The organism is Paenibacillus endoradicis, from assembly GCF_024721975.1.
Genome location: NZ_JANQBB010000004.1, coordinates 458,898 through 482,280, shown reverse-complemented (window position 1 = coordinate 482,280; position 23,383 = coordinate 458,898). Strand labels below are relative to the sequence as shown.

At 37.9% G+C, this 23,383-nt stretch carries 21 protein-coding genes and 1 other annotated feature (1 of these 22 running past the window's edge); of the genes, 6 read left to right on the top strand and 15 right to left on the bottom strand.

Features of this window, described 5'->3' with window-relative positions; genetic code table 11:
• Positions 1–45 (top strand) — a binding site (T-box leader) (it extends 199 nt beyond the left edge of the window).
• 59 nt (positions 46–104) lie between these two features.
• Entirely contained in the window at positions 105–1,088 is a 984-nt protein-coding gene (trpS, locus tag NV377_RS16180; protein ID WP_258201821.1) for a tryptophan--tRNA ligase, read from the top strand.
• A gap of 89 nt (positions 1,089–1,177) precedes the next feature.
• Here the strand turns inward: trpS and rlmN are convergent, their stop codons facing one another.
• From rlmN to NV377_RS16135, 8 genes are all read right to left on the bottom strand, one after another.
• Positions 1,178–2,242: a dual-specificity RNA methyltransferase RlmN gene (gene rlmN, locus NV377_RS16175; protein WP_258201820.1), complete on the bottom strand. Its 1,065-nt coding sequence runs from the start codon at positions 2,240–2,242 to the stop codon at positions 1,178–1,180.
• A 166-nt stretch (positions 2,243–2,408) separates the two neighbouring features.
• Positions 2,409–3,722 carry a DUF4179 domain-containing protein gene (locus NV377_RS16170; RefSeq protein ID WP_258201819.1) on the bottom strand — a complete coding sequence of 438 codons (1,314 nt, stop codon included), beginning with the start codon at positions 3,720–3,722 and terminating at the stop codon, positions 2,409–2,411.
• A complete protein-coding gene (locus tag NV377_RS16165) occupies positions 3,722–4,237 on the bottom strand; it encodes a sigma-70 family RNA polymerase sigma factor (protein ID WP_258201818.1) in 516 nt (171 codons plus the stop codon). Before NV377_RS16165 ends, NV377_RS16170 begins: the two co-directional genes overlap by 1 nt.
• A gap of 315 nt (positions 4,238–4,552) precedes the next feature.
• The gene (locus NV377_RS16160; protein ID WP_258201817.1) at positions 4,553–4,822 is read right to left on the bottom strand and encodes a translation initiation factor 2; all 270 of its coding nucleotides are present in this window, start codon (positions 4,820–4,822) and stop codon (positions 4,553–4,555) included.
• Positions 4,823–4,967: 145 nt separating this feature from the next.
• Positions 4,968–5,414, bottom strand: coding sequence for a DinB family protein (locus NV377_RS16155; RefSeq protein ID WP_258201816.1), 447 nt, complete (start codon positions 5,412–5,414; stop codon positions 4,968–4,970).
• 62 nt (positions 5,415–5,476) lie between these two features.
• Positions 5,477–6,805 (bottom strand): ATP-binding cassette domain-containing protein, encoded by a 1,329-nt coding sequence (locus NV377_RS25800; RefSeq protein WP_308860149.1) that lies wholly within the window; start codon positions 6,803–6,805, stop codon positions 5,477–5,479.
• A 2-nt stretch (positions 6,806–6,807) separates the two neighbouring features.
• Positions 6,808–7,803 carry a FecCD family ABC transporter permease gene (locus NV377_RS16140; protein WP_258201815.1) on the bottom strand — a complete coding sequence of 332 codons (996 nt, stop codon included), beginning with the start codon at positions 7,801–7,803 and terminating at the stop codon, positions 6,808–6,810.
• 158 nt (positions 7,804–7,961) lie between these two features.
• Positions 7,962–8,639: an HNH endonuclease gene (locus tag NV377_RS16135; RefSeq protein ID WP_258201814.1), complete on the bottom strand. Its 678-nt coding sequence runs from the start codon at positions 8,637–8,639 to the stop codon at positions 7,962–7,964.
• Between the two features lie 197 nt (positions 8,640–8,836).
• On the opposite strand from NV377_RS16135, the gene NV377_RS16130 reads away from it, so the two are divergent.
• The gene (locus tag NV377_RS16130; RefSeq protein ID WP_258201813.1) at positions 8,837–9,412 is read left to right on the top strand and encodes a DoxX family protein; all 576 of its coding nucleotides are present in this window, start codon (positions 8,837–8,839) and stop codon (positions 9,410–9,412) included.
• 108 nt (positions 9,413–9,520) lie between these two features.
• On the opposite strand, the gene NV377_RS16125 is transcribed toward NV377_RS16130, so the two are convergent.
• Complete coding sequence (locus NV377_RS16125) at positions 9,521–9,958, bottom strand: MarR family winged helix-turn-helix transcriptional regulator (protein WP_258201812.1); 438 nt, start codon at positions 9,956–9,958, stop codon at positions 9,521–9,523.
• A 121-nt stretch (positions 9,959–10,079) separates the two neighbouring features.
• Here NV377_RS16125 and NV377_RS16120 point away from each other — a divergent pair, with 121 nt between their 5' ends.
• Complete coding sequence (locus NV377_RS16120; protein ID WP_258201811.1) at positions 10,080–10,667, top strand: NAD(P)H-dependent oxidoreductase; 588 nt, start codon at positions 10,080–10,082, stop codon at positions 10,665–10,667.
• 150 nt (positions 10,668–10,817) lie between these two features.
• Here the strand turns inward: NV377_RS16120 and NV377_RS16115 are convergent, their stop codons facing one another.
• Both NV377_RS16115 and NV377_RS16110 read right to left on the bottom strand, forming a co-directional pair.
• A complete protein-coding gene (locus NV377_RS16115; protein WP_258201882.1) occupies positions 10,818–12,233 on the bottom strand; it encodes an MFS transporter in 1,416 nt (471 codons plus the stop codon).
• Positions 12,234–12,325: 92 nt separating this feature from the next.
• Positions 12,326–14,626, bottom strand: a complete 2,301-nt coding sequence (locus NV377_RS16110; RefSeq protein ID WP_258201810.1) for a glycoside hydrolase family 2 protein — start codon at positions 14,624–14,626, stop codon at positions 12,326–12,328.
• 196 nt (positions 14,627–14,822) lie between these two features.
• Here NV377_RS16110 and NV377_RS16105 point away from each other — a divergent pair, with 196 nt between their 5' ends.
• Entirely contained in the window at positions 14,823–16,043 is a 1,221-nt protein-coding gene (locus tag NV377_RS16105; protein WP_258201809.1) for a helix-turn-helix transcriptional regulator, read from the top strand.
• 152 nt (positions 16,044–16,195) lie between these two features.
• Here NV377_RS16105 and aguB read toward each other — a convergent pair whose 3' ends face one another.
• A complete protein-coding gene (gene aguB, locus NV377_RS16100) occupies positions 16,196–17,077 on the bottom strand; it encodes an N-carbamoylputrescine amidase (protein WP_258201808.1) in 882 nt (293 codons plus the stop codon).
• Positions 17,078–17,175: 98 nt separating this feature from the next.
• On the opposite strand from aguB, the gene NV377_RS16095 reads away from it, so the two are divergent.
• On the top strand, positions 17,176–17,298 hold the full coding sequence (locus NV377_RS16095) for a hypothetical protein (RefSeq protein ID WP_258201807.1): 123 nt from the start codon (positions 17,176–17,178) through the stop codon (positions 17,296–17,298).
• A 70-nt stretch (positions 17,299–17,368) separates the two neighbouring features.
• Here NV377_RS16095 and NV377_RS16090 read toward each other — a convergent pair whose 3' ends face one another.
• The 3 genes from NV377_RS16090 to NV377_RS16080 form a co-directional block, all read right to left on the bottom strand.
• On the bottom strand, positions 17,369–18,406 hold the full coding sequence (locus NV377_RS16090) for an agmatine deiminase family protein (RefSeq protein ID WP_258201806.1): 1,038 nt from the start codon (positions 18,404–18,406) through the stop codon (positions 17,369–17,371).
• A gap of 116 nt (positions 18,407–18,522) precedes the next feature.
• On the bottom strand, positions 18,523–20,277 hold the full coding sequence (locus NV377_RS16085; protein ID WP_258201805.1) for a sensor histidine kinase: 1,755 nt from the start codon (positions 20,275–20,277) through the stop codon (positions 18,523–18,525).
• A gap of 10 nt (positions 20,278–20,287) precedes the next feature.
• Positions 20,288–21,832 (bottom strand): response regulator transcription factor, encoded by a 1,545-nt coding sequence (locus NV377_RS16080; protein ID WP_258201804.1) that lies wholly within the window; start codon positions 21,830–21,832, stop codon positions 20,288–20,290.
• 256 nt (positions 21,833–22,088) lie between these two features.
• Between NV377_RS16080 and NV377_RS16075 the strand changes: the two genes are divergently transcribed.
• Positions 22,089–23,381 carry an ABC transporter substrate-binding protein gene (locus tag NV377_RS16075; protein WP_258201803.1) on the top strand — a complete coding sequence of 431 codons (1,293 nt, stop codon included), beginning with the start codon at positions 22,089–22,091 and terminating at the stop codon, positions 23,379–23,381.
• Positions 23,382–23,383: the final 2 nt, after the last annotated feature.

Here is a 23,383-nt window from a genome sequence, read left to right as displayed (position 1 = left end):
ATCGAATTTGGGTGGTACCGCGGAGTATAACGCTTCGTCCCTTATGTTTTAAGGGGCGGAGCTTTTTTGTTTTTTAAATTAAAGAGAAGGTAAGGTGTTCGTACATGAAACGTATACTATCTGGAATTAAACCTAGTGGAGAACTTAATATTGGAGGTTATTCTGGCGCTCTAAGCCAATTCGTCCGCAATCAAGAGCAATTCGATTGCTTCTATTTCATTCCGGATCTACATGCGATTACCGTATATCAAGATCCTAAAGAGCTTCGTCAACGTTCTCGTGAATTGGCTGCTCTTTACGTTGCTGCTGGAATTGACCCTAAGCGTTCAGCAATCTTTCTACAATCTCAAGTTTCCGCACATGCTGAACTTGGCTGGTTAATGGAAACTCAAGCTCACTTCGGTGAACTTAGCCGTATGACGCAATTCAAAGACAAATCCGATGGTAAAGATGTTGTAAGTTCTGCACTATTCACTTATCCGGCACTAATGGCGGCAGATATTCTACTTTATCAAGCGACGCATGTTCCTGTAGGCGAAGATCAGAAGCAACATGTTGAGCTTACTCGTGACTTAGCTAATCGCTTCAACAATCGTTACGGTGAAACGTTCATAGTACCTGAGCCAATTATTCAAGAAACTGGTGCTCGTATTATGGGATTAGATGATCCTTCCAGTAAAATGAGCAAATCTAATCCAAACGTAAGTAGCTACATTCTAATGTTAGATGAGCCTGCGGTTATCCGCAAAAAATTCTCACGAGCTGTAACAGATTCCGATATGTCTGTTCGTTATGACTGGGAGAATAAGCCTGCTGTAAGTAACCTAATCGAAATCTACTCTGTATTCTCAGATATGGATATTCCAGCAGTTGAGAAACATTTCGAAGGTCAAGGCTACGGTAACTTCAAGAAAGAAATTGCAGAAGTTGTTATTAGCAAACTAGAGCCGATTCAACAAAAATTCCATGATATCGTTGATTCTGCTGAACTTGATGCGATTCTACGCGATGGTGCAGAGCGTGCAGCAGCAGTTGCCAACGAGACACTTACAAAAGCGAAGCAAAACATGGGCTTTCTTGTATTGTAATTGAAGATTTAATAGTACCTATACTGCATAATAAATAGGCTATCTCGAAAGTAATTACTTTCGAGATAGCCTATTATGTTATTTCATAATTAATTGTTTGATGCTTTATCTAACTGTTTACTGCGTAATTGTCCACATGCTGCATCAATATCAGCACCATGCTCCAGTCGCACACTAACACTAATCCCTTGCTTCTTCAACACATCATAGAAAGCACGAATATCATCTTGCTCACTACGTTGATACTGACTATGCTCATCTACTGGATTATACGGAATTAAGTTGACGTTCACGAGATCTTTACGTGGCATCATTAATTCTGCAAGCTCAAGCGCATGTTCCGGCTGATCATTGACATGTTTCAACAGTATATATTCAATCGTTGCACGACGATTAGAGTTGTTCAAGTAATAATCAATTGCAGGCATTAGCTTCTCTAGCGGATAAGCTTTATTAATCTTCATAATGCGTGAGCGAAGCTCATTGTTCGGCGCATGTAGAGAGATCGCTAAGTTAACACCTAGATCACTATCTGTAAATTCTTTGAACTTGTTAACGATACCACTCGTTGATACTGTAATATGACGTGGACCAATTGCAAGACCATTGTGATCCTTCACCGTACGCACGAAATTAGACATATGAACGAAGTTATCGAATGGCTCACCAATTCCCATAACAACAATATGACTAACCTTTTCATCTTTAGCATGACCATCTAAGAAAAACTGAACTTGCATAATTTGCTCGGTAATTTCCGCACTCGTCAGATCACGGCTTTTCGCAATCAATCCACTTGCACAGAAGCTACAACCGATATTACAACCGACTTGAGTCGTCACACAAACCGATAATCCGAACTTATGGCGCATAAGCACCGTCTCGATCAGATTACCATCAGCAAGCTGAAATAGAAATTTCACTGTACCATCTTGTGATTGCTGACGTGTATGCTCAGTTAATGTTTCTAGTATGAAATGCTCTTTCAGAAGTTCTACTGTCGCACTATTCACTTCCGTCATGTCAGCAAAAGCACGAACACGATTACGATATAATGCACGCCATACATGAAGTGCACGAGAACGCTTATGACCACGTTCCTCTAGCCACTCCACTAATTGGTCAAATGTTAATCCATATATTGATTCTTTCATCTCGCTATATCCTCTTTTCACTTATCACATCGTCAACTGTAACTCTTTACTGCTCATGGTGCTATAATAAGTTCCTCTATTGTCGTATATATTCTGCTTTCTATTTTCCCAAAATTAGCACGACAATACAAGTAGTAAGTTCAGGACAAGAGATAACCCCCTTCAACTATTGCAGGGGAATAGCGATTTCAATACTTCCATTAAGGTAAGATGGATAGGAATTCACGTATATTCGAACAGGGTTTACAATTTCGCTTAGATTATAATTATCTACAGATTCTATATAATCATCCGTAGAATGACTATTGGAAGAATTGAAATAAAGCGGTTTACCTTCCGCATCAATGCCTCCGGAGAATGTAGTACTAATAGTCGAGTCTTCATCTACAACGATCTTCGACCGTAACGAACGATGATTCATAATTTCCAGTTCGACATCAAGCTGTTCAGGTACGTAAAGCAATTTATTACGTTCAAAGTCCACCTCAATATAATCCTGACCTTTAGGCAATGCTTCTATACTTCCTAGATGTAAAGTTAATTGCTCTGGTTCGCGGAAGAAGTTACTTTGAATGTTGTACCCCACCTCTCCCTCACGTATGTTACCCCAACCAGAGATACCATTGCGGATTCCGCCCCATTCTTCACCATGCTCATCAACTAGCTTAATATTCTTAATTTGTAGCAATTGCATCGTATTATTCTCATCAATCGCAATTTTCACCTGTGCACGTAGCGGTGAAATGCTAAGCGATTGCACTGTAAGCCGTTGACCATCAATCGTAAACTCTTTGTTCAGTTCATACTGCTTCGTCACAGCAATTGGTTGCTGTAAAGTGAATGGAATAGAGAACTCTGTATGATATTCGTCTCTAATCTCTAACTCCAAGATGAAATTAGCATTTGCATAACTGATTCCATCAGGCGCATCTATTACAATTTTGTCTTCTATAATATTTGTCGGCTCTGAGCTAAACCCTGAGTAAGAATATCCCGCTTGAATGGCTTCTCCATTTTGTAAAATATTGATTCCTCTAGTATCTAATCGCGAAATATCATACGGCGCTTCTAATGTATAAAATACGATCATACCTGTTTCATCAGCTATAATACCATCTAAAGTTAGCGTCAAATCATTATTCGTTACCTTAATATTCAATGGTTCATAATATTGCTTATCAAAAATATCTTCAATACCTTTATCCCAAGTAATAAGATCGACCAGTCTATCCATACCAGGTATTTTCGCTACTGTACTAGCAAACACAGGTGAGATTCGTATACTCGTGAAAAAGATAATGAGTATTCCCATTATAATACTTGCATTACGTATCCAAAATAGTTGCTTGGTTCTAGTTCTTTCCCGCTTCGCTCTTTGTAGTCCCGCTAACCTAGCAGCTGCTAACTGCTCAGTAGGAACAATAATACCATCAAGTGTTTCTGCATATCGTTCATAGTGTTCAACTACTACGTTCTCCATTATATCCCCTCCTCCTTGAACAATAATCGTAATTTACGAAGTGCATAATGCAATCTAGATTTCACTGTTCCTTCTGGAATATTCAATGACTGAGCAATATCTACATTGCTCCTATCTTCTATATATTTCATCATAATAAGTTCTCTCTGTTCATCATTTAAACTTGTTAGTGTATCTAGTATTTCTATTTCTGTCGCTTGATCCGATCTATGATCTAAATGTTGATCAACTACTAGATCACTCGGTATTTCCCTCTTTTGTTTGCGTAACATATCATGACAAATATTAATTAGTATTCTCGTTAGCCACGTACGAATATATTGTGATTCTTTAATGGAACGTATATTACGATAGCTACGATAGGTAAGTTCCTGCATCGCTTCTACCGCATCATGTTCATTACGCATATAGCTATAGGCAATTCGATAAAGCTGATGTTCATATTGCTGCATTAATTGAACAAAAGCAGCCTCATTACCTGCTATAGCAAAAATAGCAAGCTCATCCTTAGTCATATTTTCATCACCTCAACTCTTTCGTTTGGTCTGTATATGTATTAGACTGTCTAAACATTCATATGGTTCAATTGCGCGATTTTTTTTGTAATTCATTCATTGAAGATATAATAACATCTTAGTAACATGTGTTATCAGCTAAATATTTCGTTAACTTAATATTAAAATGAATGAATCTCTTATTCCATTATATTTAGATCTATATTCATCTAACTGCAAATATCATAAAAATCCACTGCAAATAACACAAAAAATCCACTCCAAATATGAGTGGATTACAATGTTCGATGTTAATATGATCTCTTTTTTGAGGGCTCATCTTTTCTTACGCTCCATCTTTTCTATTTTATATGTTAATTGGTCAATTTGCTTTTGCATTAGTTCAATTTGTTGATCTAAATCCAATTGGGAATCGGATCGTTGCTCCTTTGCTTTTTCTAATTGCTGAAGTTCCAAACCTGCAGCAATTGTAGCAAGTCCGTCGCCTATTGTAGCCAGTGCTACTCCCCAAAATCCAAGTTTCGCAATGAGTGTTTCTGCTTCATCGTTATCTTGTTCTCTATTATTAGTTTTTTTCTTATCCATCCGAATTCCTCCCTTACCTAGTTTATGCCTATTAGATGAATTGTGTTTATGGTTTTTTCCTTACAAAAAAAGAGCGATCAAAGTAGTCATTTCCGAAAAAATGATACCTTGATCGCTCTTATATTTTATTAGATAGTATAAGTTCTTATTGTGCGTGCTTTTGCATTAAAGAAATTTGACCTGCATGAATACCAGTATGATACATAAGTTGTGCGATCGCATCTAGTGCAGAAAATGTTCCACGAGGCGTTTTCACTTCTTTGTTCCAATCTGCTTCTGGTAATGCCTTCATAGCAGCAATAATCATCGCATTAGAAGCCTCAAGCAAAGCAACTAGTTCATCTACATTATCGAATTCGACAGCAGAATTACCTGGACCACGTAATGTGTGATATTCAAGATCAGCAGGCTTCGGTGTTCCAAAAACCCATTCTGCATAAACAAACTCAACTTCAGCACTATGTCTGATCATATGACCTACTGAAGCAGGACCAATCGATAATGAAAGAGATTCTTGTGGCAATTCCTTGACCATCTTGTGGAAACGACCTTGAACGGACTCCCACATTGCAATTATTGTTTCTGTATTCATATATCTTTACCTCCAGCGGTTTCCATATTATTAGATGTCTAGTACCTAAAACCACAAATTAATTATTTACTTTCTGGTCTTCCAGGTCTTACATCTTGACCATGTGCATCACGATTAACATGATCGAAATGTTCGCCAGCAAAGTCAACATCGAACGCTTGACCAAAACCAATAACATAACGGCCATTAGCTAGTGTAAGCTCGAATAATGAGAAATCTAAAGTACGAAGCATTTTAAATGTTGGCGCACCAAATTTTTCTTCAAATTTCGCAAATACATCTTCAAAACCTTCGTTACCAACGTTTGCAGCTTGACCTTTAAAGCGTGCACGCTCACGAGCAAAAATGTTTTTAGTAGCAGATTCATCAGCTACTAACATAACATCAACTGTAGGATTATTTTCCATGTTTTGGAAATGCTCTGCAATACGGCTAAGGTAGATATATACTTTACCTTCATGCTCAACGAATGGTGCATAAGATAAAAACGGACTACCATCTAAGCCAATTGTACTTAGGAAAATAGATTTCATTCCACCCACTAATTGTTGATAGTTCTCTTTCAATACATTCAAATCCATCGGTTTAATATTCATCATAACTTTATCACTCTTCCTCACGTTACTTTTTTTTATTATATGAATTCGGGGTACTTGATTGTATAAATCAATTTCAGATTCAACACCATATACATCACGAATTAATCCCGTTGTGATGATTTCTCTTGGAGCACCATACGCTCTTACTACGCCATCGTTAATGACACAAATTTTATCACTGTACGAAGCGGCATGGTTCAGATCATGTAAGACCATGATCACCGTAATACCTAGCTCAGCATTCAGTCGTTTCACTAGCTCAAGGACTTCAAGCTGATGTGCAATATCTAGATACGTGGTCGGCTCATCAAGTAATAATATACGAGGCTTTTGTGCTAATGCCATCGCAATCCAAGCACGCTGCGCCTCACCACCAGATAATCGATATACTAATCTGTCGCGATACTTTTCCATATGAGTTTGTTCTAGTGCCCATTGAACAATTTCGGTATCCTCTGCGGTCATCCGTTCATACCATTTTTTATAAGGCAAACGTCCATAACTAACTAACTCTCCAACCGTCATATCCTGAGGGCTTGTGTTAGATTGAGAAACCATACACATTAACTTAGATATATCTTTAATCGACATATCTGTTAACGCTTGATGATCGAACGTAATCTCGCCACTTGCTACGTTAATTCGCTTAGAAATTGCTTTAAGTATAGTAGATTTACCAGTTCCGTTTGGGCCAATAATCGATACGATTTCGCCGTCGTTCACTTGCAATGATACATTTTTAATAATCTGTTTATCCGAATAATTGATTGCAATATCTTTAATCGATAGCATACTTACGCTCCACCCTTCCGCATAAGATACAAGAAGTATGGACCGCCAATCATCGCCATAACAATTCCTGCAGGTATTTGAATCGCTCCAAATAGGGAACGACCAATCATATCTGCAATGAGGAGCATGATTGCACCTAGCAAAATGCTAAATGGTAAACTAAATCTAAAGTCTGAGCCAATCAGCATACGTGATATATGGGGAACGACTAGTCCTACGAAACCTACCAACCCTACCATTGATACAGAAATCGCTGCAAGAAATACAGCCAATACTGATAGAATTAGACGAACGCGATTCATATTCTGCCCCAAATTATGCGCTGTCTGTTCACCTAGACGTAGTATATTAATTTTGCGTATACATAATAGCGCAAAAATCCATCCTGCAACCGAATAAGGTAATATAAACCACACATCACCCATGTCTTTTCCTGCCAAACTACCATTCATCCATTGAACAGCAGCAGGCAATCGATCACTATAAAGTAATTGTAGTAAACCCATTAATCCACCAAATATCGCATTAACTGCGACACCTGACAAAATGATTCTTACAGGCTGAAAGCCTATAGAACGTTGCCATGCCATTGCATATACCATAGCGGCAGCAATCAAACCTCCAGCGATAGCAGCTACCGGAACAAAGAAACTTGATTGTGGCATAACTAGCATAATAAATAGTGCAGCGGTGGCTGCTCCACTTGATACACCAGTAACTCCTGGATCTGCCAAAGGATTTTGTACAACGGCTTGCAAAAGTGCACCTGAAATTGCTAGATTTGCTCCTACAATTAATGCTAGTATAACTCGCGGTACACGAATGTCCAACAATATAACTGAACTAGTCTCGTCACCGTTTCCAAGCAAGGTTTGCAGGGTAACAATAGGATTAACGCTTACACTGCCTATACCAATAGCAAAAAGTGCAGAGAGGACCAGTACGACGCCTGCGATCCCAATCATAGCTGACTTCTTTCTTGTCGATCCCTCAAACACTACTTGTGCACCTCCTATTGCTTCATCTTGAATTCCAGCTACAAATGAGCTTCCCAACCAATTATAGCGACATTGATAATTATTATCAATATATATGTATGTTTTTGCAATAAAAAAAGACTCTACACCACATTGTTATTTAACAACGGTAAATAGAGTCATACTTCCACAGTATCTTTAGATTGCATTAATAAGTAATTCATAAATTGTTCTGTTGTGAGATTCCCCTTCTGCTGATTGCAGGTAAGACATGCACATACGCAATTGGCAGGTGTCGTATAACCACCTTTGGCACGTGGTAATAGATGATCGATCGTATCTCCACTTTCACCACAATAATGGCAAGTCTGATGATCTCGCATTAGAATAAACCGTCGAAATTCTTTGTTACTATAGACCATACGAATCGTGTATGGATTAATGATAATCGCTGCACCTTCTTTAACTAATACTTTAGCTTGCGGCGGATCAATCTCTTCATACCATCTACGACCTGTATCTGATCTCCCTCGCATCCTTACAACACCACGCGAAGTTGGTCTAATATCATCAGCTCGAACAATGCTATTTTCACTATTCGGTGATTGACGATGGTAAGAAGCTGGCTGTCTTTTCTTCCTTGTCCACTTAGCTCTCCCAGTATTATGAGGGACTGAGAAGGATAGTGTTTCTGCAACATGTCCGCGACCTGCCAACGAAGTTCCCGCTTGTCTACAACGCTTACAAGTTCCACGACGACTATTCTGACTTTCTCGGCGACCTGTCCGCCTTAAGAAATCACTAATCGGCTTCTCTTGGCCACAGCTTATACAATACTTCTTATTTGTTTCAACCATAGCATTAACCTTCCATCCGATTGATGATATAGAAATTATAACACAAATATGCCCATACTTTTCATTTTTCCTAACATACAACTTTCCAACTATTTTCCACAATTGTGAGAAAAATCACTTACTGTATATTCCTTACTCATTTATAGTGTAGATATTAACAAGAAGAACAATTACAACGATTCATGGAGGAGATTATAATGAGTAAAGCTGTTATCATTCCCGAAAATCCAGTATCTCGTTTTCTATTCAGTAGTACACAAGCAGGCTGGTTTTGGTTAGTTGTTAGACTGTATGTTGGTTATTCTTGGATCACTGCAGGCTGGGGCAAAATTAATAATGAAAATTGGGTTGGAGAAAATGCTGGTACTGCCATTAAAGGATTTATGGGTGGTGCACTAGCTAAAGCTGCAGAAGGAAAAGACGTAACTTCTTGGTATGCCACTTTCATTGAAAACTTTGTTATTCCCAATGCGAAATTATTTTCATATGTCGTTGCATTTGGTGAAGTACTTGTAGGACTGGGGCTAATTGTTGGTCTACTTACTGGTATTGCTGCATTCTGTGGTGGACTAATGAACGTAAGCTTCCTGTTAGCGGGTACAGTAAGTTCTAACCCTGTATTATTCATACTAGCAACTTGGTTAGTACTAGCATGGAAAAACGCTGGTTGGTATGGTCTTGACCGTTGGGCACTTCCATTACTTGGGACCCCATGGTCTAGTAAAAAGAAAAACGCAGAAGCTGAAAGCAGCGAAGCTACTATTGATGCTTAATCGTTTATTAAATGAATGGTATCTCGTTCGATACATTGAACTAAGAGATTTCTGTGAGGCGCTTAGCCCTTGTAGAAATCTCTTTTTTTCCTTATAAAATAATTTGACTTAAGTTTGAGTATAAAAGACTTTAGAATGGAGCGTATGAAGGGAATTCTCAACCGCTTCTAAGTCAGCATCAGAAAGATCTGCAATTCTTGCACTAAATTCAACATATATTTGTGCAAAAGCCTCATCCATCATTTTCGTTCCTTGCTCTGTAAGATGGATATAGTATTTGCGGCGATCATTCTCATCCACTACTTTATGAACGAGTTGTTGCTCTGTTAATTTCTTCAGCTCACGACTTGTATTCGGCATAGACATTTTCATGCAATCACTAATATCACTTAGTAATGCAGGTGGACTTACCGCTAAATACTCCATAATTTTATATTGTACTGGTGTAATATGATCGGACTTCACATCTTTCGCCATATCATGCGATATTTGATGTACCGAAGATATAAACGGAATTAATTGTTTAAACAATGAGTACTTGTCCATAGGATCACCCCTTAAGACAACATAGCAAATTCATTATTAAAAAACAATTATTAATTGACAACTAATTTATCCATATGATACATTTTAATTATCAATTGATAACTAAAGGGGTTGTATCGAAATGAATTTGCTCGTTATATATACTCATCCGAATCATCAAAGTTATAATTATTCACTTTTTGAAGAAGTAATGAAGGGTGCCCAGGAGAATGATCTAATTAAAGAGGTTCGTGTCTTAGATCTCTACGAAGAAAAGTTCAATCCCGTACTTTTCTTTGATGCTCAGCATCGTCGAAGAGATATGCATAAAGACCCTAATCTAGAGAAATATAGAGAGCAAATACTGTGGGCGAATAAAATCGTCTTAGTATATCCGATTTGGTGGGGTCGTCCACCAGCAATGTTGCTTGGATATATTGATCAGATGTTTGCTTCAGAGTTTGCATATCGTGATACGAAGGGATTATTGGCAGAAGGGCTTCTAAAGGGTAAATCAGTTGTTTGTATCTCGACCATGAAAGGTCCTACTTTATATCCTCTGCTATGGTTAAATAATTCTCACAAAATATTAATGAGAAAAGCATTGTTTAATTTCGTTGGTATTAAGAAAGTAAAATTCTTTGAATTTGGTTTCTCTGAAAGTTCAAAAGGCAAACATGCACAAAAGCAACAGAAGATTTATCATTATTTCAAAGCTTTAGCAGCATAGCTCCTGTAGCCAATCACTCAACTCTCTTATCTTTGTGTCCAATGCACAACAACCCCAATCCCTGTAGGGAACTGAGGTTGTTGTACATCATTTGTACTTATTATTTAGAGTTCTCAAATCTCAAGCACTTTTCTGTCGGAACTCCTATTGTTATTTCTCACTTCTCCTATTCGCTAGATCCGTAACAAGCTGATTGGTCCGTTGTTTGTTCAGCGGATAAGTGAATACTAGTACAAGGAATATAACAATAAATACAAGACCAGGCACCAACGTACTTAGAGTAAATATGCCATCCAACGCTTGATCTGTCTGGACCGCCTTACCAGACTCATAGCCAACAGCCTGTATGGCAAACCCACCAATACCACCAGCAATTGCTTGCCCTACTTTACGGGCGAAGGAGTAGACGGAATACACTGTTCCATCTTCACGTAGCCCTGTCAAATATTCATGATAATCGATCACATCTGTTACGAAAGCCCATACGACGATGTTGAAAAAACCATATCCGAATACGCCAATTGCTGTAATTAATATAAATGACATTGCAGATAGACCGGGTAGGAAGAAGAGAACCAAATATACAATACCAGCTAACAGCATACCAATGGAAGCGGTTTCTTTTTTCCCGAAACGTTTGACCAACGGCTTCGTCAAAGGAATCGCAACAATCATACTGACTATTTGTATTAAACCAGCTATACTCAATGCCGATGCATTGCCGAAATAATTTTTGAACAGGTACACATTGACTGCACCTAACAACATATTCAACATCATAAAGAGAAGCGATGCCGAAAGAATGGATAATAACGGTTTGTTCTTCGCGAGTCCTTTAATCGTCGTACTTAACTTCGTCTTCACGAGGGGCACATCTGCACCCAGAACTTTACGCTCTGTCGACATCTTATAACACGCCATATAGCTTGTTAAAGATAACATACCAAATGCTATGGCACCTAATAAGAAACGATTCGCATCTGCTTCATTATCTACAAAGAGAATCAGAGGACCAAGCACATTAATGGACATGCCAGCAATGACCCCACCCATTGTTCTAAACGTAGATAATGTCGTCCGCTCAACTGGGTCTTCCGTAATTACTGAAGCCATTGAACCATAAGGGATGTTAACAGTACTATACAATGTACCCCATATGAGGTACGTAATAAAAGCATAGATAAGATAGAAATTATTACTCATTCCAGGTATATGCACGAACATTAGTACACCCGATAACACAAGTGGAAACGACATTCTAAATATCCATGGCTTGAACTTCCCATGTTTGCTTGCTCTCCTTGAATCGATAAATCTCCCCCAAGTAACATCAGCCAGCGCGTCCCAAATTCGGGCAATTAAGAACATGACTCCAACTGCTGCAGCGCTTATGTTAAAAATATCTGTGTAGTACACCATCAAAAATGAGCTTACTAGAATAAAGAAGAAGTCATTGCCTAGATCACCGAACATATAACCTAGTTTGTCTCGCATACCAAATTTCCGATTTATGACTGCCTGTTCGTAACCTACCTTATTACCTGTTGTTATCCCTGGTTGATTCATCATGTGACCCCCTCAACGACCTAATTGCACATTCTTATTTGTAGGCTCTGGTGCATTTCAATCATCAGAGCCTACTTGGTGCCATATGTTACCTAGTTTTTTTTAATCTTAGTTAGATCTTTATTCAGCATGTACAATACCTTCTCTGTGAAGACCTCAGCAGCCAATGTTGAGAGGGTATCGAATGACATACCTTGCGCCATTGGAAACATAGGATGTTCAGAGAAATCACCCAAATGTGCAATCACCACTGCCTTTGCTTCATCATTCTCCATAATGAATCCTATCGTACATTTTGTAGAGTACACATCGTCAGTAATGACCAATTCTTCAACAACGACTTCAGTCGTATCAGGCATTTCAAACCAATTATCTACAATTCCGCCTTTCGCCTCAGGCGCCTCGTAGCTCTTGTTCGCTTCATTCACTTTGTTAAAATAGGCTGTATCTTCATATGTTGCTCCTGCTTCATCCGCACGTACCAAAATTTCGTTGAGGCCATCACGCAAGGCGATATGTTCAAATTGGAATACACAATCCCCATTAGATACTGTAGAATGCTGCTCTCCATTTACGAACAAAGTCACGGAGCTACAATTGGAATAGACTTTAACACCGATTGTTTCATCCACGCGGTCAACGAAACGTTTGCTTGTAATATGGACGAACTTCTCATCTGACCAATTCGCTTTGTACATATAGAAGGCATCTTTCTTGATCTTGCGGTCGTAGGTCACTAAACCTTTATTGTTACGACCTTTCACGCCACCCTCATCACGAATGTTGGCACCGAAGTCAAACATATTCCATACATATGTGGACCATAGGAACGGACGTTTTTTAAAGATGCCCCATACGATTTCATGGTAGAGTGCATGGTATTCCTCTGTATAATCTTTAACCTGGGGATCGTTCGTATGATATTGAATAATACCTTCTGCCCCATATTCTGAAATACCAAGATTTACAGTTGGATTTTTTTCATGGAAGCCATCGATCCAACCTGCAAAATCTTGCGCTTCTCCGTTATACCAACCATAATATTTGTTATATCCAAGTGTGTCGGTTACTGTATTGTAATTATCCTCATCTGGTACAAACATGACGTTAGCCATAGTTGAAAGCCTAGTTGGATCCTCTTGTTTCGTTAGTTCATTTAATTCAGATACAAGCTTACGTAACGCTGGTGTGTCCCCGCCAATCTGAATTTCATTCTGAATACCCCAGAACATAATGGATGGATGATTGTAGTTCTGTCTAATTAACTCCGTCATTTGTTGCTTTGCATTAATACCTTCTAGCTCGGTTTTCGACATGACTGAGATGAATGGAATCTCTGCCCATATAACCATCCCTTCTTGATCGCATAGATCGTAGAAATAACTATTATGTTGATAATGAGCTAACCTGATTGATGTTGCTCCTACTTCCTTAATCAATGCCATATCCTCTTCTTGCTCTTGAGGGGTAATCGCCCAGCCCATATCTTTACGATCCTGATGACGTGACACGCCATTTAGAGCAAGATGTTCACCATTAAGGAAGAATCCTTGCTGCGGATCAACCTTGAAGTAACGTACCCCAACAGGTATCGATAAATAATCAACCGTATCGTTGAAGCTAGTCAATGAAACATTAGCTTGGTACAAGTATGGATTTTTCTTGCCGTTCCACAACGTTGGATTTTTGATGCTGACAGGCATTTCTACTATCTCAGTAGCACCTGCTTGAATCATAACTTCCTTAGCTGCATAAGCGACTACTTTACCAGTTGCATCTACGATATCCGCCCATAAGCGAACTTTCTGATCTTCTGTACCGTCGTTAACAACATTAGATCTCACCGTAAGCGATGCTAGCTCATCCGTCACATTATCTTGTTGGATGTATACACCTTGCGAACCATAATCCATTAGATCAAAGTGCATATTGTTTACGACTACTAAGTTTACATTACGATAAATTCCACCGAAAAACGTGAAATCTGCCATCTGCGGATACACATCATCAACTACCGTATTATCCACTTTCACAGCTAGCGTATTTGCACTACCGAACTGTACGACATCAGTAATATCGAATCGGAATGTGGAGTATCCACCTCTATGCTGCCCCATATGTTGTCCATTCACATAGACATCTGTAATGCTGTTGGAGCCTTCAAATTCAATAAAAACTTTATTCCCTTGTGCTAGCGTATCTACTATGATTGACTTTCTGTACCAACAAGCACCTTTAAAGAAATCATAACCATTAGCTCCATCAACTGCATTCCATGTGTGAGGAACATTTACTTGTTCCCAATTGGAATCATCATACTGATTATTTTGTGCTACCTCATCATTTTGTTTTAAAAATTTCCAATCATTATTCAAGTTTTTAATAGTTCTCATTACATTTCCCTCCATATTCTATATCTATTTCATCATCTTTTATTTGAAAGCGATTACATGTTTCATTATATTTCAAACCCACATAAAATAATCGTACATATTTGATCTTACTCGCACAAAATTTGCAATTTATAAAAACAATTGCTTTAATATAATTAAATTATAGAAACCTATAACAAAGGTAGTGACTTCTCAAATGGATAATTTATATGAAGATTTTCACGATACGTGTGCACTTGTTCAATCTGTGACTAAGCAGGATACACGGTTTATTGGACTTGATGGGGTCGTTCATTTCCAACTTATTCAGCACTCTTTACCCATTACAATTCAACATCAGGTTGAAACGTATAGCGCAATTGCAGAAGTAATACAGGCAAACCCCCCGCAAAGTTATTACTATTACACAAATTCGTATGGTCTTGAATACATTGCCGTTGGCTATTGGCGGCAAGAGAAGCTTCATGGTTATTTTCTCGTCGGACCATTTCTGACTAATATCCCAAGCTCCGATTGGATTAGTCAGGTCATTATGATTAACAACCTTCCTATTAGCGAACGTAATCATCTTCAAGCCTTCTATACTTCATTGCTTATGATAAGCAGTAGTGATTCTGATCAAATTGGTAATCTTCTCGTCCAGCTCTCATTGCATCCCCCGATACAATCTCAACTTATTACTGCAGAGGTCATCACAGCCAAGCTGGATAAGGAACAATTAAAAGAAAACATCGAGGAACATCAAACGATTATTGAAATGCGATACAAGCTTGAGAAACAACTTATGCATCTTATCGAGAATGGTGATATCAATAAATTACAGGATTTAATGAAACGAACTGTGAATATATTCATCATGCCTGATCGTATCCCTGAGAGTCCGCTCCGCTCTACAAAAAACATTTTTTTCACATTGAATACCTTGTGTCGAATAGCAGCTGAGCGCGGCGGACTTCACCCTGTCTATATTCATCACATTTCCGAGAAATTTTCTATTATGATCGAACGTGCTCCGAATCTTCCCCATTTGAATAAACTTAGGTTAATTATTCTTGAGGAATATTGTGCTGCCGTTAACACATATTCAACTTCTATGTATGGCCCCATCGTAAAAGAAGCTGTTGCTTATATTCAATTTAATCTGGAAAGAGAATTATCCCTTAAAGGCATAGCCTCGGAATTGCATGTGAATCCAGCTCATCTTTCTCGCAAATTTTTGCAAGAGACGAATCAGACAATCATTGATTTTATTAACCAGAAACGTATAGAAGAGGCCAAGCAATATTTATTAACAGGAACGATGTCGATAACTGAAATCGCTCTTATGGTTGGATACAATGACCTCAATTATTTCGGTAGAGTATTCAAAAAGTTCACTTCACAAACACCTAGAGAGTTCGCAAAAAATCCGCTTTAGGTTCAGAACATGCCTTGGAAAACGCCAAAAAGCTGTCTCTCCGGCTGAAAACCGATGAGACAGCTCAAATGAATAAATTACTATTAACCATTAATAACAAGGAGCAGCCTCCCAGTAGTTGTAGCTTCTGGGAGGCTGCTCTGTAAAAATAACTATTTCAGAAATGTTTGCTCTCCATCGTAGGTACCGATAACCTTGTATAGATCCGGTCTACGATCACGGAAAATGCCCCATTCAATACGCATCGTTTCAATTTGATCAAGATCAAATTCTGCAACAAGCACCGTTTCCTCGAATCGACCAGCTTCCGCCACTTTGTTGCCTTGCGGACCTGCGATAAAGGAAGAACCATAGAAAGTAATGGAAGAGTCTTCATCACTTTCCACACCGATACGGTTAGATGCTACTACAGGAACTAGGTTAGAACCTGCATGTCCAAGCATACATACTTGCCAGTGATCTTTAGAATCAATGTCACCATCTTGTGGTTCAGAGCCAATCGCTGTTGGGTAGAATAGAATTTCTGCCCCCATCAAAGCCATGCAACGTGCTGCTTCAGGGTACCATTGATCCCAGCAAATGCCGACTCCGATCTTCGCATACTTTGTATCCCATACTTTAAACCCTGTATCACCTGGATTGAAGTAAAATTTCTCTTCATAGCCAGGACCATCTGGAATATGACTCTTACGATATTGACCAAGAATTTCACCATCAGCATCAATAATGACAACCGAATTATAGCGAGCATTATTTTTCTTCTCATAATAGCTAATTGGCAATACCACCTTTAGCTCTTTCGCTACTTGTTGGAAGTGCAAAATCGCAGGGTTTTTCGCCAGCTCCGTTGCATAAGCATAATATTCCGCCTTTTCCTTCTGGCAGAAATAATAAGTCTCAAATAGTTCTTGAAGTAAAATAATTTGCGCACCCTGTGCCGCTGCTTCACGCACAAAGCGATCAGCCTTCGCAATATTTTCTTCACGCGTAGCCTCACAGCTCATCTGCGTAGCCGCTATTTTCACATTTCTCATAGCAATTCTCCTATCTATCTTGTTTTATATTTTCACCAAAGCATAATATTTCAAAACTACAACCCACTCCTCACATAGTTGGCATGAAGCCGACTATAGTGAGTAGCGCAGCGATCTCACGAGCGATCAAAGACCTTCCTCGAATGTTCGGTAGTCAGCACCAAGAAGATGGCATGAAGCTAGGAAAGCCGAGAAACGGAGCGTACGTCATTGGTACGTGAGTATCACAGGCTTCCGATGAATGCCATCTTCGCCGTCGAATACGCTACGTCAGCATAATCATCGTGATCACTAGCGAACACTAGGGAGTTGTTGGGTTGTGCAATGGACGTTACCACCCTCACGTATAACCCCCATCCCATTAACCGTACGGATGCGACGATCTGGGTACAATGAAGACAAAACTTCAATAGCTTTACGATCCGTTTCTTCTGCAGTCCCACCGAATACAGGTAGAATAATACCACCATTAACAAAGTAGAAGTTCAAATAACTTAATGTCAATCGAGAATCCTCGAAGTATACTGCTGGTGGTTGCTCGATTTCAATAATTTCTAATTTACGACCTTTAGCATCTACCGTATCGCGTAGTATTTGAAGGTTCTCTTGTGTAATCGCATAGTTATCATCACTTGGATCATAACAAACTTGCATAATAACTTTTCCAGGTGCAGCGAAGCATGCGATATTATCGACATGACCGTCTGTTTCATCGCCACTTAAACCATTTTTCAACCAAATAACTTCATCTATATTGACATATTGCTTTAAAAGCTCAAAAATTTGCTCACGAGATAGATCAGGATTACGATTCACATTTAACAAACATTCCTCTGTTGTTAGTAAAGTCCCTTCACCATCCACATGAATAGAACCGCCTTCCATCACTAGTGGAGCATCAAATTGCTTTGCAGCAACATGTCCAATAATTTGCGGTGCTACAGCATCATCAAGATCCCAAGGCGTATATTTGCCGCCCCATGCATTAAAGCCCCAATTCACACCTGCTAGCTTACCTTCTGCAGTTGTAACAAAAGTGGGACCATTATCACGTAACCAAGCATCATTATGCTCAATGACTAAGCAATCTACTGCGTAATTATGATTAGTTCCTACTTGAGCTTTTACTGCTAGTTCATCTGCAGCGTTAACAACAACAGTTACAGGTTCGAATTCTGCCATTGCAGTAATGATTTCAGCATAAGCTGCGCATACTTCTGCGTACATTTCAGGGTATACCATTGAAGATTGAATCGGCCAAGATATAAAAGTACGTTCGTGGTTTGTCCACTCCGCTGGCATTGAAAATTGCTCTGTTCTAGAATTCATAATTACCTCCACTTTATATTAATTAATCTATTATTGTTAAGTTTCATACTAATTCCATTTCAAAGGTTAATCTATGAATTACCTCGATAACATCAATCATTATATACTAAAAAGTTTTATTGTTCGACGTTAATGTTTTGAACAATTGGCAAACTAATCTTGACTGCTGTACCATATCCGCTTGCACTTTCTAACTCGACGCCGTATTTAGATCCATAGAGTAGTCCGATACGATGATGTACATTATCAATTCCTATACCAGATACGGAACGCTTCTTCACACGTTCTTTCTTTTCTTGTGCGCCGACACCATCATCTAACACTTCAATTAATAGTCGATCACCCTGTTGTCTAATGAAAATATGAATCGTACCTTTTCGCATACCAGGAAAGGCATGGAAAAAAGCATTTTCAACAAATGGTTGAATAATTAATTTAGGGATAAACAATTCCTTACAGTCATTGCGAATATCAAATAGCACATCTACTTGATCGCCATAGCGAATTTTATTGATATACACATAATGCTTCAAATTTTCTATTTCTTGATCTACCGTAACCGTATCTTCTGTTGATCCGATCGTATTTTGTAACATCGCACTTAAACTCGTAATAGTCCGATCCACATCATCAATTCGATTCATTTTAGCTAAATATTTTATTGAAGTAAGTGTGTTATATAAAAAATGAGGGTTAATTTGCATTTGCAGAGCACTCAAATCCGCCTTACGACGCTCATTTTGTTCGACAATTAAGCGATTGGTATAGCGATCAATTTCCTTCACAAGATGATTGTACGTTTTCGTTACTACTTTAATTTCGTAACTTACGCCCTCTTGTATCGGATGGCTATGCAAAGAATCCACCTTAGCATTTTGCATCGTATCAACAAGTTCATACAATGGCTTAGTAATTTTACGAGTAATAAAATAGACCGATATAATAATTAGAAGAAATACGATGATAACAACTTCCGCAATACGATATGCAATTTTGTGTAATGGAGCAAAAGCTATATTTCCATCTATTTCTTGCAGTAAATAAGCATCGAATTCTGGAATATAAAATGAAATATACGTCATATCATTCTCAGTCATTATGCCATACTGAGTTGGATTTGCTCCTAACTGGGCATATTCAAGTAATTCAGGACGTTCTACATTCGTGTTATTGCGTACACTACTAGACATTACATAACCAGTTGATGTCACTAAAGAAATCTCCGCACCATCTGATAAATAAGGATTATATATATCATAAATCGTTTGTTCATTCATAATAACGATAGTGTATCCATACATTTTCCTTTGAAATGTATCCATTAAAGGCTTCGTAGCAAATATATATCGTTCGTAAGGTACCGAATCAGCAAAGAGATTTTGACTACCATGATATAGTATTTTTTGTTGAACCAGACCATCTTTCACCATATAATCATCAATAATATTAGAAGGTACACGGTCCCATTTCAATGCATTACTTGAGAAATTACGGTCTTTATTTTCACTGATCCCTGCGACTATAAAATGCGTTTGGTCTGGGCTTAAATACTCTTTATACGTATCAATATATCTACCCAAATTCATAATAATATTCAATTGATCAAGCGTTGACTTTGTTGGCTGCGTTAAATATTGCTTAAAAGCATCACTATTATTAATACGAATCATCGTATTGACAATTTGCTCATTATATTTGAGTAACTCATCTCGAACAAGCTCCATATTTACAGAAGCATTTTGAGTGATTTGTTTCAATAATAATTGTTCAGAAATACGTGAAGTCGCTATAGTAATCACAATAGATATTATGAGCGTGGCTGCTAACATAATCGCAAGAAACTTCATAAAAATACTGTTTCGTCTTGGCATATGATCACCTTTACTTCAAATGTGAGTTGCGGTACTCAACAGGCGTCATACCTGTGAATTTTTTAAAAACTTTAGAGAAGTAATTATGTTCTGAGAAACCAATTTTCATACTAATTTGCGAGATTGTTTCATCGTTATATTTCAGTAATTCTTTAGCTTTTTCAATACGTAACTTGTTAATATAAGCAGTCAAATTCTCATTCGTACGATGTTTGAAATACCATGATAAATAACTATAATTCATATGAAACTTATCTGCCAGTTCAGATAAAGAGATATCTTGATCATAGTTTGCATGGATGTGATCAATAATTTGATTAAGCAAATTAACTTCATTATGTTCGTTATGCTCATTGAACTGATCTTGAACCATTTGCATAAATAACGCCATAACTTCCTCTAGCTCATCGATGGTTGTTGCTAGATCAATCTTCTTGAACCATATTAACTTTTCCGAACTTTGCTCTGTAAATGGCAATTTCAAATGTTCAAGATTACTCATAACGGTATAGATTATATGTTGAATAAATCGTTTTAACGAGTACTCATCTAAAGCTTGTGTCTTTTTCACTTCTATGAAGTAAAGGTCAAGATGCTCTTTCGCCTGGTTGAACGTTAACCATTTCAATGCATTAACGAAAGCTTCATGTTCAAAAGTTACTTCAACTGGATTCTGCTTGATCTCATTTTCAAGCATCATACTTCGTGAGCTGAAATAGATTACTTTACTCTGTAGTTCTTGTAACAATGTATATTTTTCTTTCAATAAATCAATCGAGAAGACGGTATTGGAATGAAGAAACTTCAGTTGTGTATAGCGTTCATTCACTTTCTTCACAAATTGAATCATTATTGACTTCAAATCTAATTCTTCCTCTGGTTCATGGTTAATGATAATTGCTATATGATGTTTTGTGAAAATGGATACATAGGAAATCGTATGAAATTGCTCATAACATTTATCTAAAATAAATTGTTCAAGCTCATATTGACTGTTATTTGTAAGCGATTGTAACACAGCGGTACTTGTAACGAGCATTGTAAACTGGCTACTAGGTAAGTAACTGCTTAGTTGCTGCTTATCTTCCTCTGATAGTTGATCTTCCTGTTCAAACCACTGCCCAATAATAATTGCAGGCTCTTTCAGTAACGGAACAATTTGCTCACGCTTAATGGCACTCGGCTCGCAAGAATTATGAATTATCGTAACCAATTCTTCTGCTGTTACTTTTGGCTTCAATAAATAGTCATCAACACCATACTTAAATACTTCTCTTACAAGTTCAAATTCACTGTAACTACTCAATATAATTATTTTAATAGAAGGATGGTGTTTGCGTAGATTTTTCACTAGATCTATTCCATCCATAATCGGCATCATAATGTCTGTAATGACCACATGAGGATGTACTTTGTCTATTAATTCTAAAGCCTCCATACCATTCGCAGCTTGTGCAACTACTTCTATACCTTCCTTACCCCAATCATGTAGATGGGTTAAACCCGTTCTAAATATTGCTTCATCGTCTACGATCATTATTCTATACGATGTCATCTTAATCACCTTTTCATTTCATCAGTTACATCTTTTTATCATATAACAAGTCATTATAGCAAGTATTCACTATTTCAACATAAAAATGTTCACTAAATTAATTACTAGCATACAAAATTAATACTATAACTTTATCTAAAACCTTCATATATCTATAATTTGTTCCATCTTAACACAAAATACTTATTATACAGCTGAGCTTATTTTTCTTAGAATTAACTTGTAAACATAAAACATAGACAAGGGGTTGTAATAAATGAAGAAAGCACTTACAATTTTGCTTCTTACTGCGTTAATGACTGGTCTACTAGCTGCTTGTGGTAGCTCAAACAATGAAGCAAACAACAACACTGCTTCTGGCAAACAAAAAGTAGTCGCTTGGGCATGGGATCCTTCCTTTAATGGTAAAGCACTAAAAATTGCAGAAGAAATTTTCAAAAAAGAGAATCCTGAATTTGAATTAGAAGTAATTGATATGGCGAAAGCTGACCTTGAACAAAAATTAAACACTAACTTAGCTGCTGGTGTTACTGATGGTCTTCCTGACATTATTCTTGTAAATGATCCTAACATTCAAAAATATGTTAATTCTTACCCTGGTACATTCACTGATTTCACTGATTCTGTTGATTTCACAAAATTCTCTCAATATAAAGTTGATGCATTGACTATTGATGAGAAAGTTTACGGTATTCCATTCGATATCGGTGTTACTGGTATGTTCTATCGTACAGATATCCTTGCTGAAGCTGGTTTCTCTGCAGAAGATCTTGAGAACATCACTTGGGATCAATACATTGAAATCGGTAAAGTTGTAAAAGAGAAAACTGGTAAATTCATGTCTACAATTAACCCGAACGATGAAGCATGGACATCTATTCTTCTTCAATCTGGTGGTAGCTGGTATATCACTCCAGAAAACACTGGTAACTTCGTGAATAACCCAGTGATGACTGAAACTCTTCGTCTATACAAAGCAATTGCTGATTCTGGTATTGCTAAACCGGTAACTGGTTGGAGTGAATTCGTTGGTAGCTTCAATGCTGGTGACGTTGCAACTGTAGTTTCTGGTGTATGGCAAATCGCTTCCATTATGGATGCAGCTGATCAAAAAGGTCTATGGGCTGTAGCTCCTACACCTCGCCTTAACATCGAAGGTGGCGTAAATGCTTCTAACGAAGGTGGTTCTAGCTGGTTCGTACTTGAAAAATCTGCAAACAAAGATCTTGCTAAACAATTCCTTGGCGCTACAATTGGCGGCAGCAGCGAATTCTATGAGCGTTTCCTAACTGAAGCTGGTGGTGTTGGTTCTTATATCCCAGCATTCTCAAGCGAAGCATACCAACAAACTTCTGAATTCTTCGGTAACCAAGCCATCTATGCTGACTTTACTAAATGGTCAACTGAAGTTCCTGGTATAACTTTAGGTATGTACACTCAAGAAGCTAAAGATGCTTTGAAAAATGAACTTCCTAACATTCTTAACGGTTCTGATCTAGAGAAAAGCCTAGCTAGCATCCAAAAGCTATTTGAACAACAAGTACAATAATC